Origin of the sequence: Acetatifactor muris, from assembly GCF_024623325.1 — a bacterium.
Classification (GTDB): domain Bacteria; phylum Bacillota; class Clostridia; order Lachnospirales; family Lachnospiraceae; genus Acetatifactor; species Acetatifactor muris.
Map to the genome: position 1 here is coordinate 196,760 of NZ_JANJZD010000004.1, position 17,345 is coordinate 214,104.

General features: G+C 50.0%; 16 protein-coding genes. 12 read left to right on the forward strand and 4 right to left on the reverse strand.

Annotation, left to right across the window (positions count from 1 at the left end; all coding sequences use genetic code 11):
- Positions 1 to 235 precede the first annotated feature (235 nt).
- The 6 genes from NSB25_RS05430 (at position 236) to NSB25_RS05455 (ending at position 8,405) form a co-directional block, all read left to right on the forward strand.
- Entirely contained in the window at positions 236 to 2,161 is a 1,926-nt protein-coding gene (locus tag NSB25_RS05430; protein WP_103238406.1) for a DUF6020 family protein, read from the forward strand.
- A 25-nt stretch (positions 2,162 to 2,186) separates the two neighbouring features.
- Positions 2,187 to 3,224 (forward strand): acyltransferase family protein, encoded by a 1,038-nt coding sequence (locus NSB25_RS05435; protein ID WP_172454959.1) that lies wholly within the window; start codon positions 2,187 to 2,189, stop codon positions 3,222 to 3,224.
- A gap of 163 nt (positions 3,225 to 3,387) precedes the next feature.
- Positions 3,388 to 4,029, forward strand: a complete 642-nt coding sequence (locus NSB25_RS05440; RefSeq protein ID WP_103238408.1) for an SGNH/GDSL hydrolase family protein — start codon at positions 3,388 to 3,390, stop codon at positions 4,027 to 4,029.
- Positions 4,030 to 4,070: 41 nt separating this feature from the next.
- Positions 4,071 to 4,730, forward strand: a complete 660-nt coding sequence (locus NSB25_RS05445; RefSeq protein WP_103238409.1) for a DUF4867 family protein — start codon at positions 4,071 to 4,073, stop codon at positions 4,728 to 4,730.
- Between the two features lie 187 nt (positions 4,731 to 4,917).
- On the forward strand, positions 4,918 to 6,375 hold the full coding sequence (gene xylB, locus NSB25_RS05450) for a xylulokinase (protein ID WP_103238410.1): 1,458 nt from the start codon (positions 4,918 to 4,920) through the stop codon (positions 6,373 to 6,375).
- Between the two features lie 308 nt (positions 6,376 to 6,683).
- A complete protein-coding gene (locus tag NSB25_RS05455; protein ID WP_103238411.1) occupies positions 6,684 to 8,405 on the forward strand; it encodes an AAA family ATPase in 1,722 nt (573 codons plus the stop codon).
- A gap of 169 nt (positions 8,406 to 8,574) precedes the next feature.
- On the opposite strand, the gene NSB25_RS05460 is transcribed toward NSB25_RS05455, so the two are convergent.
- The 3 genes from NSB25_RS05460 to NSB25_RS05470 all read right to left on the reverse strand — a co-directional run bounded on the left by NSB25_RS05460 (position 8,575) and on the right by NSB25_RS05470 (position 10,922).
- Positions 8,575 to 9,318, reverse strand: a complete 744-nt coding sequence (locus NSB25_RS05460) for an amino acid ABC transporter ATP-binding protein (protein ID WP_103238412.1) — start codon at positions 9,316 to 9,318, stop codon at positions 8,575 to 8,577.
- Positions 9,308 to 9,964 (reverse strand): amino acid ABC transporter permease, encoded by a 657-nt coding sequence (locus tag NSB25_RS05465; protein WP_242982312.1) that lies wholly within the window; start codon positions 9,962 to 9,964, stop codon positions 9,308 to 9,310. The genes NSB25_RS05460 and NSB25_RS05465 overlap by 11 nt, the downstream gene beginning before the upstream one ends.
- Before the next feature lie 157 nt (positions 9,965 to 10,121).
- Positions 10,122 to 10,922: an ABC transporter substrate-binding protein gene (locus NSB25_RS05470; protein ID WP_103238414.1), complete on the reverse strand. Its 801-nt coding sequence runs from the start codon at positions 10,920 to 10,922 to the stop codon at positions 10,122 to 10,124.
- Positions 10,923 to 11,196: 274 nt separating this feature from the next.
- Between NSB25_RS05470 and NSB25_RS05475 the strand changes: the two genes are divergently transcribed.
- Positions 11,197 to 11,727 carry a GNAT family N-acetyltransferase gene (locus NSB25_RS05475; protein ID WP_242982306.1) on the forward strand — a complete coding sequence of 177 codons (531 nt, stop codon included), beginning with the start codon at positions 11,197 to 11,199 and terminating at the stop codon, positions 11,725 to 11,727.
- An 84-nt stretch (positions 11,728 to 11,811) separates the two neighbouring features.
- Here NSB25_RS05475 and NSB25_RS05480 read toward each other — a convergent pair whose 3' ends face one another.
- Positions 11,812 to 12,117 (reverse strand): DUF3892 domain-containing protein, encoded by a 306-nt coding sequence (locus NSB25_RS05480; RefSeq protein ID WP_103238416.1) that lies wholly within the window; start codon positions 12,115 to 12,117, stop codon positions 11,812 to 11,814.
- A gap of 61 nt (positions 12,118 to 12,178) precedes the next feature.
- Here NSB25_RS05480 and NSB25_RS05485 point away from each other — a divergent pair, with 61 nt between their 5' ends.
- From NSB25_RS05485 to NSB25_RS05505, 5 genes are all read left to right on the forward strand, one after another.
- Entirely contained in the window at positions 12,179 to 13,114 is a 936-nt protein-coding gene (locus NSB25_RS05485; RefSeq protein ID WP_103238417.1) for a helix-turn-helix domain-containing protein, read from the forward strand.
- 158 nt (positions 13,115 to 13,272) lie between these two features.
- Entirely contained in the window at positions 13,273 to 14,244 is a 972-nt protein-coding gene (locus NSB25_RS05490; RefSeq protein WP_103238418.1) for a sugar phosphate isomerase/epimerase family protein, read from the forward strand.
- 68 nt (positions 14,245 to 14,312) lie between these two features.
- Positions 14,313 to 15,359, forward strand: a complete 1,047-nt coding sequence (locus tag NSB25_RS05495; RefSeq protein ID WP_103238419.1) for a Gfo/Idh/MocA family protein — start codon at positions 14,313 to 14,315, stop codon at positions 15,357 to 15,359.
- A gap of 32 nt (positions 15,360 to 15,391) precedes the next feature.
- Positions 15,392 to 16,465: a Gfo/Idh/MocA family protein gene (locus NSB25_RS05500; RefSeq protein ID WP_103238420.1), complete on the forward strand. Its 1,074-nt coding sequence runs from the start codon at positions 15,392 to 15,394 to the stop codon at positions 16,463 to 16,465.
- A gap of 75 nt (positions 16,466 to 16,540) precedes the next feature.
- Positions 16,541 to 17,317: a sugar phosphate isomerase/epimerase family protein gene (locus tag NSB25_RS05505; protein WP_257479232.1), complete on the forward strand. Its 777-nt coding sequence runs from the start codon at positions 16,541 to 16,543 to the stop codon at positions 17,315 to 17,317.
- The last annotated feature ends 28 nt before the right edge of the window (positions 17,318 to 17,345 follow it).

The window sequence follows — 17,345 nt, forward strand, 5'->3', positions numbered from 1 at the left end:
TTGCTGGTTTGATGTATAATAATCTAAAAGAAACGGCTTTCCTTATCATTTGATGCCCTCTGGTTCTGCTCTGGTTCTAAAAGCAGTTGAAACGACATGGAAACTGTGTATTTTGCAGATTTGAGAGATGAAAAAAGGTGGAAAAGGACCGGAATATAGCAGAAAAGACTCTCATGTGAGACGATATAGAATAAGAAAAAGGAATGTATAATGAAGTAATAAAAGGGGGATTTTCATGAAATCCGCAAAGGACTTACCTTCATCTTCAAGAGCGGCTTTTATCCCGTTGTTTCTTAAAAGCTTTCTGACCGCATATGCGCTATGCGTGGTTTTTCATGCCCCTTTGGACCCTTCCTGGTATGAGACCGGTATTGATTATGCCATTGCATCTGTCTATGAGCTTTTGGGTAACTATGATATCAGGTTTTTACTGGTGTTGATTATCACATACGCTCTTTATTATATGGAAAATCGGAAGCGGATGGCCGGGAGAGTTCTTCAAGGGAAATCTTCCCGGGTATTGGCTGTTTTTCTGGCGTTTTGTCTTCTTGCGGGACAGAGCTATGATGTGGTGGGCACTTCTGAATGGTGCTTTGGAAGTGTGGTTAATTTTATCAAATTTGTTCTGGCGCTGGCAGGATTTTCCATACTGTTTCATACATTGATCACCTGGTTCTGGTTCTTTCTGGAAATTCATGATTTCACTGCCGGAAAGGAGCATTTTTTCAGCCGATATGCTTTTCGGAAAGCCTTTCTGATTATTTTTGGAGCGTATCTTCCCTTTTTGCTGGTCAGCTTTCCCGGGAATCTGTGCTGGGATGCCATCGGTCAGATTGAGCAGGTTCTGGGCGGTGCCGGATACAGTACGCATCATCCGCTGGTGCACACGTTGATTATGGGTGGTCTGGTGAATGGCGGACAGGCATTGTTCCATTCGCCCGAAATCGGTTTGTTTCTCTATATGATTTTACAGGACATGCTGCTGGCAGGAGCACTGGCGGCAACCATTGCGGTTCTTTCAGAGCGGGGAGCCGGCATCGGCCTGCTGAGGTGTCTTCTGTTGCTTTACTGTATTACGCCGGTCTATTCCAATATGGCTTCTACAGCCATTAAGGATGTGCCTTATGCCGCCTTTGTGACAGGGTATGTGATTTGCCTTGCTCTGGCTTTGGAGAGACCGGAACGGCTGAATGGCAGATTTGTACTTGTGTTTTTGGGACTTCAGATTGGGGTGATTTTGTTTCGGAATAATGGGCTGTATGTGATATTGTTCAGCGGCCTGGCAGGATTTTTCTTCCTTTATCGGAAATACGGGTGGAGGGGAAGAATTCGATTTCTGGCAATTTCTTTTGCGGGAAGTATTCTGACAGCGAAACTGCTTCTTCTGGTGATTGCCGGTCTCTGCGGCGCGCAGTCCGGCAGTATGGGGGAGATGCTCTCGGTTCCTTTTCAGCAGACGGCCCGTTATCTGCAGCTATACGGAGATGAGATCAGTCAGGAGGAAAAGGAGGCCATCCAGGGAATATTGGGAGATACGGAGGAAGTGGCTGCTGCTTATAATCCGGCCAGTTCAGATCCGGTGAAAGCGAGATTTCGAAAGGATGCATCCGGAGCGGAGCTGGCGACATACCTGAAGGCATGGTTTCAGGGATTTTTAAAACGGCCGCTGTGTTATATAGAGACGTTTTATATTCATGTCTATGGCTGGTTTACGCCGTCCGTCAGCAATACGATTCGCTATGAAACGGAAGGATATGAGGCTGTCAGCCAGGGAGGTCTGTTTCCCAATGCGGAAAAGCTGCTGATTTTCTATTATCGGTTTGCGGGACAGTTTACATTGCTGGGGGTTCTGGAAAATGTGGGTGCGGCTGTGTGGGCTTTGCTGATACTGACCGGATTTCAGAGGCGACAGAAGCGGAGTGCTGCCATCTGTGCCGGTGCGCCGCTCTGGGTCAGTCTGCTGGTCTGTATGGCATCTCCCGGATTTTTCAGTCATCCCAGATATGCATTTCCGATTCTGTTTACCCTGCCCTTTTTGTATGGATTTACGTTGACCGGACTGCAGCAGAATGTTCATTCGGAGGGACTGGCTGTGAGACGGTCGGGGAAGGAAATCGGGAATTTGTCCCCGGCGGAAAGTGATGAAGGCAGCAGGGCTTAGGACGGAAAGGAAAGGCAGGTGCGCAATGGGCAGGACATTTACGCTGAATCACACCAACAAGGCAAAAGGGCTGGCTATTCTTTTGCTGTTGATATATCATCTGTTTGAAAATGAGGAACTGATTGCGCTGACAGAGGTAAATTATGCGCCTTTTTCTCTGGAAGGGTTTCTGACTTTTACCGGGTTCGGAAATGTCTGTGTGGCGATTTTCGTCTTTCTCACGGCATTCGGTATTGCTTCCGGTCTGCTTGCGCAGGGAGAGCTGTCGCCGGCTGATACTTACAGACAGGCAGCAAAGCGGTTTGTCCGCCTGATGGTGAATTTTGCCGTACTTTACCTGAGTGTCAGTCTGCTGTGGTGGTATCTGTTCGACTATCAGTCTCTGTACGGCCCGGGGAAACAGGGAATTCTGTACCTGCTGACGGATGCCGCAGGATTATCCATGTTTTTTGACACACCTACTTTAAACGAGACCTGGTGGTATATGGAGATTGCCTACCTTCTGATTTTCCTGGTGCCTTTTCTCACATGGCTTATTAAGAAAATCGGGTATCCTGTTTTGCTGATTGCCGTCTTTTTCCCATATCTTGTAGAGATTCCGCCGGATGTAAAACGATATCTTTTTGTGGCGGTTTTCGGAGTCTGTGCCGCTTACGGGAAATGGCCGGACAGGCTGCTGAATCTGAGAGTTCATCCTGCGCTGCAGTGGCTGATTGGACTTCTGGGGGTTGTGCTGTGTGTGTTAATCCGGCAGAATTACGTGGTGTATGAAACGTATGTTCATCTGGCTGATGCGCCCATTGCACTGTTATTGATTTACTTTGGAGGGGCGCTTGTGGGAAGTGTCCCCATACTGGGGAGTGTGCTGGCTTTCATCGGAAAGCATGCCATGAACATTTACCTGGTGCATACGTTCTTTTATATGACGCTGTGGCGTGAATATATCTATTATTTTCGGTATGCAGGAGTTACCTTTGTGCTGCTGCTCGGGGTGAGTCTGCTGTATTCGGTGGTGCTGGAGCTGGTGAAGAAGGCGGTGGGCCTGAAGCGGCTGCTGGTGTGAGCGGTATGAGAAGACTGCTGATATAAGAGAAGACAGAAGCTCTGCGGGGAAAGGAACCGCGGAGGAAAGTAGAGGTTCTGCCTGAGATTTCCCGGGAAAGAGACGGAGAAATGGAAGGAAAAAATAAAAACTGGATGAAAGAATCCGGAAAGGCTGGTGTAACATGAAGTATTTATTTCAGGGAGACTCTATCACGGACTGCGGAAGGGGAAATTATGAAGACCCTTATGCCACAGGACGAGGCTATGTACGGCTGCTGGAGGCGGAGCTCATGGCTATGGACGGAGACTGTAAGGTGCAGAACGGCGGGGTCAGCGGGAACAGGGTGACAAGCCTCCTGGCCAGATGGAAGAAGGATTGTCTGAATCTGAAGCCGGATGTGCTGACAATTCTGATTGGCGTGAATGATGTATGGCATGAGCTGGGAGAAAACCACTGCGGTGTGGCCCCTGCACTTTTTGAGGAGGTATATCGGATATTGCTTCGGGAGACGAAAACGGCACTTCCTGAGACCCGGATTATTCTGATGAGTGCATATTTGACTCATGGCACGGCCACAGATCAGTTGTGGGATACCTTTTATGGGGAAGTGAAGACCCGCAGAGAGACTGCACGCAGGCTGGCGGAGGAATTCGGCCTGGAATATGTTGACCTGCAGCAGGCGTTTGACGAGGCGGAGAAGAAGTTCCCGGCCAGGCACTGGACAGTGGACGGCGTCCATCCCACTGCCGCAGGACATTGGCTGATTGCCCAGGCATGGAAAAATTGTGTTACCCCTTTTCAAACGCAGGGAAAGACTTTATAATGGAATTCAGATAACAGAAGCGAAAACAGGAGGAAGAGAGAATGAAGATTTTAAAGGTGACAGATCCTGCGTTTAAAAGGTACGGCAGGGTAGTGGAGAATGTGGATTTTTCCGGTCTGGTGGAAGAGCTGAAGAAGACACCGGTTCCGGAAGGGGTGGTCTATGAGCCTTCAGTGGAAGCGCTGGAAGCGCAGCCTGTGATGGAAGAGCTTTCCAGAGTGGTATATGGGGAAATGCCTATTCAGATTGGCTACTGCAACGGACATAACACCATGCTGAATGCGCTGGAGTATCATCGTGATTCCGAAATCAATGTGGCGGCAAAGGATGCGGTTCTGATGCTGGGACTGCAGACAGACGTGGAAGAGGATCATACATATGACACGTCCAGAGTGGAGGCATTTCTGGTACCGGCAGGTACCGCAGTGGAAGTGTATGCCACAACCCTGCATTATGCGCCCTGCCATGTGACGGAAGAAGGCTTCCAGGTGGCGGTGGTGCTGCCCAGAGGGACGAATTATCCGCTGAAGGGCAGTCATACCAAAGTGGAGGACGCACAGTGCGGCGCAGGTGTCTCCAACGAGGATGCCATGCTCACAGCTGTAAATAAATGGCTGATCGGCCATGCGGAGGGCGGACTGGACGCCGGAAGCTTCCTTGGCCTGAAGGGAAAGAACCTCTGCCTGACAGAAGAAAACTGACTGCGGAACTTAAAACAGCAGCTGAACCTCAGGGGAAGTGCATCGAGGAGCAGCTGCGGAACTTAAAACAGCAGCTGAACCGAAGATGCACAGATTCAGTTACGGCCGCATGGTCTTGCGTCCGTGACTGAATCTCAGGGGAGTGCATCGAGGAGCAGCTGCGGAACTTAAATGGAGGGAACCAAACATGTTTTACATAGGTGTAGATTTGGGGACATCTGCCGTGAAGCTGCTGCTGATGGACAGTGACGGTAAGATTGTCAATATTGTATCAAAAGAATATCCGCTTTATTTCCCCCATCCGGGCTGGTCGGAGCAGAAGCCCGAGGACTGGTATAAGCAGACTGTAATCGGGATTAAGGAGCTGATACGTGATGTGGATAAGAGCCAGGTGGCCGGTATCAGCTTCGGCGGACAGATGCACGGGCTGGTGATTCTGGATGAAAATGACCAGGTTATCCGTCCTGCCATTCTCTGGAACGACGGCAGAACCACAGAGGAGACGGAATATCTGAACACGGTAATCGGTAAGGAGAAGCTGTCCGAGTATACGGCCAATATTGCTTTCGCCGGATTTACCGTACCGAAGATTCTCTGGGTGAAAAATAAAGAGCCGGAGAATTTCGCCAGAATCGCAAAGATTATGCTGCCGAAAGATTACATTGCATATAAGCTGACAGGCGTACACTGTACGGATGTGTCCGATGCGTCGGGTATGCTTTTGTTTGATGTGAAGAACCGTAAGTGGTCCCGGGAGATGTGCGATATCTGCGGCATCAGTGTAGATCAGCTGGCGAAATGCTATGAGAGCTATGAGACTGTGGGAACGGTACTTCCGCAGGTGGCGGAGGAACTGGGTGTCAGTGCGTCCGTAAAGGTGGCCGCGGGAGCGGGAGACAATGCGGCGGCGGCGGTAGGAACAGGAACCGTGGGCGACAATATGTGCAACATTTCCCTTGGAACCAGCGGAACCATCTTCATCTCCTCCAAAAATTTTGGGGTGGATAAATACAATGCCCTGCATTCCTTTGCCCACGCGGATGGAAGCTACCACCTGATGGGCTGTATGCTCAGTGCTGCAAGCTGCAACAAATGGTGGATGGACGATATCATCGGTACGAAGGATTACGTGGGGGAACAGCAGTCCATTGAGAAGCTGGGTGAGAATCATGTGTATTTCCTTCCCTATCTGATGGGAGAGCGTTCTCCTCACAACAATCCCAATGCCAGGGCGGTGTTTCTGGGAATGAGCATGGATACCACCAGAGCGGACATGACTCAGGCGGTGCTGGAAGGTGTGGCATTTGCATTGAGGGATTCCCTGGAGGTGGCAAAATCTCTGGGCATTGAGCTGACCCGGACGAAAATCTGCGGCGGCGGCGCGAAGAGTCCCCTGTGGAAGAAGATCATCGCCAATGTGCTGAATCTGAAGGTGGATGTGATAGAGAGCGAGGAAGGTCCTGCCATGGGCGGCGCCATGCTGGCGGCTGTGGCCTGCGGAGAGTACGACAGCGTGGAGGAAATCGCCGCAAAGGTAGTGAAGGTGGTGGAGACCGTGGAGCCGGATGCAGATCTGGTGGCGAAATACGAAGAGCGCTATGGGCAGTTTAAGGAGATTTATCCTGCCTGCAAGCCGCTGTTCTAAGGGGAACTGACGGTCGCGTGTAACATAACAGTTCAGACAGGGCACTGAACTGTTACCGCGTAACAATATGGAGATTTGGCTGGAGGATTTCAGCATAGAATTATGAAAAAGCTGCTATACCGGGGATTGTTTTCATTTCCGGTGTGGCAGCTTTTTATGTACACTCCGGTGCGACAGCCCTGTGACTTGTCTGAACAATACTTTTTGCGGAAATGTGAATTGTAATTTTACCGTGAATCAGTTATACTGACAGCAGAGGAAGCAGCAGAGGCAAGGGCAGAAGGTGACGTCGGTTTTGGGAGGCAGATATGGCGAGAACAGTAGGAATCGGAATCCAGGATTTCGCAAAGATGATTATAAATAACTGCTTTTATGTGGACAAGACGGACTTTATCCGTGAGTGGTGGGAGAGAAAGGATGATGTAACCCTCATTACCCGCCCCCGCCGCTTTGGGAAGACGTTGAACATGAGCATGCTGGAGCAGTTTTTCTCTGTGGATTATGGCGGACGGGGAGACCTGTTCCAGGGGCTTTCCGTGTGGAAAGATGAGAAATACAGACAGCTTCAGGGGACATATCCGGTAATCAGCCTGTCCTTTGCCAGAGTTAAGGAAATGAACTATCCGGATACCAGAGAGAAAATCTGTGAGATTCTGAGAAATCTTTATATCAAACATACTTTTTTAAAGGAAAGTCAGGCGCTGACAGATGCGGACAGAGCTTATTATGACAGAATTCTGGAACCGGAGATCAGCAATACCGACGCCACCTCCGCACTGTATCAGCTGTCCGATTACCTGTACCGTTATTACGGCAAAAAAGTGATCATTCTTCTGGATGAATACGACACGCCCATGCAGGAAGCGTTTGTGGGCGGATACAGGGAGGAAGCAGTGGCTTTTATGAGAAGTCTGTTCAATTCCACTTTCAAGACCAATCCCTGGCTGGAACGGGCGGTTATGACGGGCATCACCAGAATCAGCAAAGAATCCATCTTCTCTGATTTGAATAACCTGAAGGTAGTGACCACTACTTCGGATGAATATGCCACATCCTTTGGATTTACGGAGGAGGAGGTATTTGCGGCGCTGGAGGAATGCGGACTTTCTGAGAAGAAGGCAGATGTGAAGTGCTGGTATGACGGCTTTATCTTTGGAGAGCACAGAGATATCTATAATCCCTGGTCCATCATAAATTTTCTGGATACAGGGAAATTGGGTACTCACTGGGCCAATACCAGCTCCAACGGCCTGGCGGGGAAGCTGATCCGGGAGGGAAGCCGGGCGGTGAAGGAGAAATTCGAGATCCTGATTCAGGGAGGAACCATCCAGTCCCCCATAGACGAGCAGATTGTGTATAACCAGTTAAAAGGGAATGAGGAGGCGGTCTGGAGCCTGCTGCTGGCCAGCGGATATTTGAAAGTACTTTCCTATGAGGACTATTCTGAGATTCCGGAGGACGCACAGCCTGTGTATGAGCTGACCCTGACCAATCTGGAGGTAAGGCGGATGTTCCAGAGCATGATCCGGGAATGGTTCAGAGAGGCGGAGCCGGACTACAATGATTTTATCAAGGCGCTGCTGCAGGATGATCTGGATGCCATGAATGAATATATGAATCGTGTGGCACTCAGGACGTTCAGTTATTTTGATACCGGAAACAGTCCTTCCGGGGCGGAACCGGAACGCTTCTATCACGGCTTTGTACTGGGACTTCTGGTGGATTTACAGGGCAAATATCTCATTACTTCCAACAGGGAAAGCGGCTTCGGCCGGTATGATGTGATATTGGAGCCGAGGGACTCCGAGAGGGATGCCTCCATAAATAATTGCAGTAGGGATGCAATTATTATAGAGTTCAAGGTGCGGAATCAGAGGAGGGAAGGCAGTCTGGAGGACACGGTGCAGGCCGCTCTGCAGCAGATCCGGGAAAAGCAGTACGCGGCCCGGCTTCTGGAGCGGGGGATCCCTGCGGAGCATATCCGCTGTTATGGCTTTGCATTTGAAGGGAAGAAGGTATTGATAGGGTGAAGAAAGTGGATTCACAGTGTTCAGGTATACTTTAGAAAGATGAGCAGAGCTGTCAGGATAAAAGAGAAACATCCCTGTGAGAGGATACGGAGGTCAAAAAGTTCCGTATCCCCTTACAGGGATGACTTTTTTAAAGCTCAGACAGATCATCAAAGTACCGGGAGGCTGTTCACAGCACCTTCGCCAGAAATTCCTTCGTCCGCCCCTGTTCCGGTGCGGTGAAAATTTTCTCCGGTGAGCCTTCCTCCACGATCTTCCCGTCTGCCATGAAAATGACCCGGTCGGCTACTTCTCTGGCAAAGCCCATCTCGTGGGTGACCACCACCATGGTCATACCTTCTTTTGCCAGTTCTTTCATGACTTCCAGCACTTCGCCTACCATCTCCGGGTCCAGGGCGGAAGTGGGCTCGTCAAAAAGCATTACTTCCGGGTCCATGCAGAGCGCCCGGACAATGGCGATTCTCTGCTTCTGACCGCCGGATAACTGGCTGGGATAGGCGCCTGCCCGGTCGGCCAGTCCTACCCGCTCCAACAGCTTAAGGGCCTGGGATTCCGCGTCTGCCTGGGATTTTTTTAACAGTTTTACAGGAGCCAGCGTCATGTTTTTCAAAATGGTCATGTGAGGGAACAGGTTAAAATGTTGGAACACCATTCCCATTTTCTGTCTGTGGAGATTAATATCGGCACTTTTTGCAGTGATATCCACTCCCTCGAACAGCACCTGACCGCCTGTGGGAAGCTCCAGCAGATTCAGACAGCGCAGAAAAGTGGATTTTCCTGAGCCGGAGGGCCCGATGACCACCACCACCTCACCTTTACGGATAGAAGCAGTTACGCCGTCCAGGGCTTTGATCTCTCCGCCGTCAAAATGCTTCTGCAGGTTGTTGGCCTGAATGATATAGTCAGCGTTCACTGTTTCTCAGCCTCCTTTCCAGTCTGCCCACCAGGAAGGTGAAGAACATAACCAGTATCAGATAAATCAGTGCGGACATCAGCAGCGGGAACAGATAATCGTAACTTGTGCCGCCGATGATATTGCCCGCATATGTGATGTCGGTGAGACCCACATATCCTGCCACTGCGGTTTCCTTGAGCAGAACGATGAATTCGTTGGCCAGGGTGGGCAGTACGGCTTTGAAGGCCTGGGGCAGAATGATATAGCGCATGGTTGATACATAGCCGAAGCCCAGACTGCGTCCTGCTTCCATCTGTCCCTGATCGATGGACATGATACCGCCCCGGATGATTTCTGCCACATAGGCTCCGGAGTTGATACCGAAGGACAGAGCGGCTACCATGACCTTGTTTCGGCTGGTGGCGAAAATGACGAAATACATGATCATCAGCTGTACCACCATGGGCGTACCGCGGATTACCGTGAGATACACTTTGGATACGGCATTGAAAAAGCCCAGAAACGCTTTGCCGGGCCCACGCATTTCCGTGTGGTTTTTATCCCATGAGACACGGATCAGGGAGATTGCCACACCCAGGGCCACGCCTATGAGAAGGGCCAGAAAGGTCAGCAGCAATGTGTTGCCCAGACCTTTTATGTACATTTGATATCGGTCGTCAAACAGAAAGCTTTTGTAAATGTCATATCCCAGATCATTCAGCCAGTCGGGACCGTTTTGAAGCCAGTCCGGCGCTACCAGAGGCCAGGATTGAGAAGCAGAAGGTCGCATTGTATCATTCTCCTGATTTTAATTCCGCAATTTAATTTGCGTTGATGTACTTGTCGATGATGCCCTGTATGGTGCCGTCATCGATGAGCTCCTGCAGAGCAGTGTTTACTGCTTCATACAGAGCGGGATTTTCCTTGCTCATAGCGGCGGCGTAATCTTCAACGGCATATTCCGTATCCAGAATTTTCAGACCTTCCACTTCGGCCACAAAAGCTTTGGCGGGCTCATTGTCAATGATAACACAGTCAACTTTGCCGGTCTTCAGGGCCTGTACGGCGTCAGCTCCTTTGCTGTAACGGTCAACGGTACCTTTCCCCTCACTTTCTATATCGTCGGTGGCAAAAATATCTCCTGTCGTATTGCGCTGTACTCCGATGACATGACTGGCGTTATCTGCAAACAGATCATCCACACTGGTGATGGTGCTGTCTTCGGTGACGATGACTACCTGTATGCCTGTGGCATAGCTGACAGTGAAATCCACTTCTTCCTGACGGTCAGGGGTAACGGTCATGCCTGCAAGACCGATATCGGCCTTACCTCCCTTGACGGTCTCTGTGATGGAATCGAATTCCATATCGTCGATCTGCAGTTCCAGACCCAGTTTCTCTGCAATGGCAGCAGCGATTTCCGCATCAATCCCGGTAATCTGCCCGCCTTCCACATACTCATAAGGCGGGAACGCCGCATTGGTTGCCATGGTAAGCTTGCCTGCTACGGCGGTGGTGAAATCGCCGTTCTGTTCGGCATTGCCGGACGCAGGTGCTTTGCCGCAGGCTGCCATGGACAGTACCAAAGCGGAAGTCAACAGTGACATGATAAGTTTCTTCATTATAATATCCTCCCCGGATGTAATAGTGTTGTTACGTAACCAATGGTGAGATACTAGCACTTTGTGCATAAAATGTCAATGGATTTGCAGAGAAAAACAGGAAAAAAATCATAAAATGAATAAATTGTGGAAATATGCACCATTTTATGCATAAATAATGGAATCGTTCAGACACACGGCTGTATTGACAAAGAAGGAACAGATTGCTATACTTCCAGTCAGTTGTTCCGAAAGGGCTGTTCAGACAGGCCTCAGACTGCAGGAGGAGAGAAGAATGATTCAATATCGAGAGATAAAAGCGGACGAACTTTGTCGGGAACTGTTCGATGACTTTATACGCCGCCAGAATGTAACTAAATGCTGGAGAAGAGAAAATGACGAATGGGTCATCAGAGACGATCCCTTCATTGACGACTGGACGGAGGAGGAATACATGGAACTGGTGTCTCTTCTGAAGAGGACTATAGACAGAGGCGGCTTTGTATACGGGGCTTTTTTTAAGGGCAGTCTGAAAGGATTTGTGTCGGTGGAAGCCGGAGTGTTTTGCAGGGAGCAGGGATACCTTGATCTTTCCAGCATTCATGTGTCGGAAGACATGCGCGGCAGAGGAATCGGAAAAGTATTGTTTCAGGCTGCCGGGGCGTGGGCAAAGGAAAACGGAGCCAGGAAATTGTACATTTCTGCACATTCCGCTGTGGAAAGCCAGGCTTTTTACAAGGCGATGGGCTGTGTGGAAGCACAAGTTTACCAGAAGGAGCATGTGGAAAGGGAGCCATACGACTGTCAGTTGGAATGCGTACTGTGAAATGTCCGGGCCGGCCAGAACCATACTCGTGAGCACAAATTCTGAGCTGACCCGGACAGATTCTGAAATGAGATGGGCAGTGTATTATCCTGAAACAGAAGGAAGACTGCCGAGATTATTGTTTTCGGAATCATCAGGAATGGATTTCAGGTATTCGGTCTCTCCCCGGTGGGCGACTCCCACACCTTTGATTTCTCCATTTTTTGCCATCCGGACACCTTCTTCTTTACTGACGGTAGAACCATTGGAAAGCTGATAGCCGTCAATTCTGCCGCTGTGCTTTACCAGGCCGACGATTTTGCTGGCATTGGCTTTTGCCCGGGGAATCTCATCCAGCGTGTTTTTCGCCAGTGCGGCGGTCAATTCCGTGTCCTTTTGTCTGTTTCCCATAAAAATCACCTCCGCAATCAGTATTGCCGGTTCGGCGGAAAATTAACAAAATGTGCGGCAGATGGAAGCTTCCATAATCAGGAAAGCCCTTGACGCATACACACAGATGAACTATCATGAGAACAGAAGCGGCAGATTCGGACATGGTCCGGAGGAGATGACAACAATGCAATCACTTGACTTATACGAACAGAAAGTTCTGGCGGACCCGGAATTTCCGGTGCAGGTGTTCGTTAACAGGGGAGATAAAAAGAAATGGTATTTTGCGCCTCACTGGCATGAGCATGTGGAGCTTCATTATGTGCTGGAGGGGAAGACTTTGCTGCACCTGAATCAGAAAGAAATACCGGCCGGAAAGGGAAGTCTGGTAATTGTCAACAGCAATGAGCTGCATGCGGGTTACTGTGACGGAAGCTACATGGAAGTGCTGGTGATCATTTTCAGGATGGAAGATTTTTCCAGGGAACTGGCAGACAGAGATATCCTTTTTGAATCGCTGATAGAAAAGGATGAAGTCATAGAGCAGATTATGTCTGTGATTAATGAAGAGTTTCGCAGAAAGGAGATTGGCTACCATCTCAGCTGCAGAGGGGAGCTGCTGAAGCTGATTGTCCATCTGGCGCGCAGATATGCGGTCAGAACTCTGACAGAGCGCGAGAGCGATAAGCGGAAGAAGCAGCTGGAACGGCTGAACACAGTGCTGGATTATATCAAGACAAATTATCCCAGACAAATCTGCAACAGAGAACTGGCAGAGCTTGTCTATCTCAGCGAGGGCAGATTTCTGCATCTGTTTAAGGAAAGCATGGAGATGCCGCCGCTGCAGTATATAAATGAAGTAAGAATTAAAAAGGCCATGAACCTGCTGAAAAGGGGAGAGGGAACTGTGGCGGAAATTGCAAACAGCGTGGGATTTACGGATTATAACCATTTTGCGAGACAGTTCCGCAAGTACTATAATTGTGCGCCCTCTGAGATCCTAAAGAAAAATAAATAGCAGAATCGTATGGATAAACAGCAAAAAGAATCTATCTTATTTTGCTGTTTTTTTTTATCATGAAGTAAAGGAATCATGAACGTTACGGAACTGAAATCAGCAACGTTCCGAAGTGTACAGGAGGAACATTGCGGAACTTAAATAAGGAGGTACATATAATGAAACTGGGAACATTCACGGTAGCGCTGGGCGATCTGCCCTTTGAGGAGGCCTGCAGATTCCTGGCGGAGAGAGGTGTCCAGATGGTGGAAATCGGGTGCGGAGGATTTCCGGGGAAGGCCCATTGCGACGGGGCGGAGCTTCTGGCAGATGAGAGGAAAAGAGCGGCTTTTCTGGAGACGCTGGATAAGTACCATCTGGAAATCAGTGCTCTGAGCAGTCACGGAAATATGGTGCATCCCAACCCCAAAGTGGCACAGCATTTTGAGGAGGATTTCACCAATGCCATTCTTCTGGCGGAGAAGCTTAAGGTACCGGTGGTGAATACATTTTCCGGCTGTCCGGGCGGCAGCAGGGAGGATGTGACTCCCAACTGGGTGACCTGTCCATGGCCGGATGACTTCAGCGAGATTCTGGAGTATCAGTGGAATGAGGTATTGGTTCCATATTGGAAGGAGAAGGCAGCTTTTGCGGAGGCTCACGGGGTGTCGAAGATTGCACTGGAACTGCACCCGGGCTTCTGTGTGTACAATACGAAGACCCTTCTGAGACTTCGCAGGGAGGTGGGACCGCAGATCGGAGCTAATTTTGATCCCAGCCACCTGATCTGGCAGGGAATGGATCCCGGTGTCTCTATCAGAGAGCTGGGGAAGGAAGGCGCCATCTTCCATTTCCACGCAAAAGATACCGGAATCGATGCGGTGAACACGGCGATGAACGGTGTGCTGGATACCACACATTACGGAGAAGAGCTGGAACGCTCCTGGATATTCCGCACAGTGGGATATGGACATGGCGAGGACTACTGGAAAAATATTATCTCGCAGCTTCGTATGGTGGGATATGATTATGCCATCAGCATAGAGCATGAAGATGGTCTGATGTCCGGAAAGGAAGGTCTGGAAAAGGCAATCCGCTTCCTTCAGAATGTGTTGATTCATGAGGACAGAGGGGCTATGTACTGGGCCTGAGGTGTCGGAGTCGGCAGCGGGAAGAGTACATGTGGAACTGAAGTATTCACGAAAATAGAGGTCGAGTTATGAAACATAAAATGTCAATCATTGGATTCGGCGGAATGGCCGGATGGCATTACAGCCAGGCTCAGAAAATCGAGAACCTGGACATTGCAGGAATTTGGGATATTAAGGAAGAACGGCGGACTTATGCGGCCGGGAAGGGAATCCATGTATATGCCGGACTGGAAGATCTGCTGGCTGATCCGGAAACGGATCTGGTGCTGATTGCCACGCCGAATGATGTACATAAACCGGCAGCCATTGCTGCCATGAAAGCGGGAAAGAATGTAATCTGCGAGAAGCCCATTACTCTGAGCTCCGGGGATTTGCAGGAAATGCGGGATACGGCGGCGGAGACAGGACGTTTTCTGACGGTTCATCAGAACAGACGCTGGGATGAGGATTATCTGACAGTGAAGAAGATTCTGGAGGAGGGAAAGCTGGGAGAACTTTTCCGGCTGGAATCCAGAGTACAGGGCTCCAGGGGCATTCCCGGGGACTGGCGGCAGGAAAAGGAGCATGGCGGCGGAATGATTCTGGACTGGGGGGTACATCTTCTGGATCAGCTGTTGCTGCTGTTCCCGGGTGTTCCCATCCGCAGTGTCTACGGCGCGGAGACCAATGTGACCAATCAGCTGGTGGATGACGGTTTCCGGGCAGAGATTGTCTTCGAAAATGGGGTCAATGCGCTGGTAGAAGTTGGGACAAGTAATTTTATCTCTCTTCCCAGATGGTATGTGCTGGGAACCGACGGAACGGCTGTCATCGAGGACTGGGAAATGAATGGTAAAATAGTGCGGGCTTCCGGCGTGGATGAGAAGGATGTGACACCTGTTATCACCGCAGCCGGCCTGACCAAGACCATGGCTCCCAGAAGGGAAGACAGCATTTTTACAGAAGAGCTTCCTGTGGTAGAAAGCGATGTAAGAGAATTCTACTACAATGTGATGGCAGTGCTGGAAGGCCGGGAAGAAAGCAGAATCCGTCTGGATGAGGTGGCAAGAGTGATGCGGCTGATGGAGGCAATCTCAAAGTCCGCGAAAACCGGAGAAGTGATTTCCTTCGAATAAGTTGCAGATATTTTAAAGGAGGACTGACATAAATGAGGAAACTGAGAGTAGGGGTCGTCGGCTGCGGCGGAATTGCAAACGGAAAGCATCTGCCTGCCATGAAGAAAAATGGAAATTTCGAGATTGTGGCTTTCTGTGACCTGATAGAAGAAAGGGCCCAGAAGGCGAAAGAAGAATATGGAACAGAGGATGCAGGAGTTTATACTGATTATAGAGAACTTCTGAAGGAGGATGTGGAGGCTGTTTATGTGCTGACGCCCAACAGTTCTCATGCCCCTGTCAGCATTGCGGCGCTGGAAGCGGGCAAACATGTCATGTGCGAGAAGCCCATGGCGAAAACCTATGCGGAAGCCAAAGCCATGGTGGAGACAGCAGAGCGCACCGGGAAGATTCTGACCATCGGCTATCAGAATCGTTACCGCACCGATTCCATATATTTGAAGAAAGCCTGCGAGGCCGGAGAGCTGGGAGACATCTACTATGCCAGGGCCCATGCAGTCCGCAGGAGAGCCGTTCCCACATGGGGGGTATTTCTGGATGAGGAGAAGCAGGGCGGCGGTCCGCTGATTGACATCGGAACCCATGCGCTGGACCTGACTCTGTGGATGATGAACAATTATGAGCCTGAGATGGTGACAGGTTCTGTGTACCGTAAGCTTGCGGACCAGACAGAGACAGGCAATGCCTGGGGAGACTGGGATCCAAATGTATTTACGGTGGAGGATTCCGCCTTTGGATTTATCAAGATGAAGAACGGAGCGACCATTCATCTGGAGGCATCCTGGGCTCTGAACAGCCTGGATGTGAGAGAAGCCCAGACCACGCTGTGCGGCACCAAAGCGGGAGCCGATATGGCGGATGGGCTGAGAATCAACCGTGTCAACCACGGCAGGCAGTGTGTGGAGAAACCGGACCTGAAGGCAGGCGGTGTGGCTTTCTATGACGGAAAGGAAGAGAAAGGCAGCGATGTGGAGCAGAGAGTATTCTACAATGCGGTGGTTAACGGCGAGCCGCTTACGGTGGAGCCCAGGCAGGCCATGGTGGTGACACAGATTCTGGAAGCTGTCTATGAGTCCGGCAGAACCGGGAAAACGATTTATTTCTAAATTCTCATGCGGCTTACAGTAAATGATATTTAAAGTAAAAGAAGCGGGAACCGAGGAGAAAGGACGGACGGAAAAATGAAGCTGGGAAGAATAGCATGGTTTGAAGAAGCAGATTTTCAAAGTGCGAAAGAACAGGGAATGGAATTCATCGAGCTTGATGTGAACAGCAGGGCACAGGATTTTCTGGATAACCTGGAAGTGATCCGCCGGAGGAGTCAGGACTATGAAATGCCCGTGGGTGCTGTGGGAAGATGGGGAAGCAACCGTATCGGGAAGGACGGCATCTGTCAGGAGGAACTGGAGCTGGAGTACAGACTGATTGAGGCGGCGGCCAGCTTAAACTGCGGCGTATACATTACCGGCTGCAATTATGTGGAGGAGCTGTCTTATTATGAGAACTGTGGGCTGGCAATTTCCTATTTTGAGAAGCTGATAGCCTTTGGCGCGGAAAAGGGCGTCAGGATTGCTGTCTACAACTGCAGATGGAACAATTTTGTCTGCACGCCCATGGCATATACCATGATTCACGGATATCTGAAGGATTTATATATCAAGTATGATCCTTCTCACTGTATCTATGACGGCGGGGATTACCTGAAGGAGACCAGAGACTGGGGAGACCGTTTCCTTCATGTGCATCTGAAGGGCTCTCTTGTAATCGGCGGAGAAAGGTTTGACGATCCGCCGGCGGGTCTGGATCAGACCAACTGGGGAGCGTTCCTTGCAATCCTCTATGCAAAGGGATACGACAGGTGCTTAAGCATTGAGCCTCATTCCGCTAAATGGACGGGTGAGCTGGGCGACAAAGGTGTTGATTATACCATTCGGTATTTTAAAAATCTGATCCTGTAAGTATAAGGCAGAGAAATAAAAGCCTCGC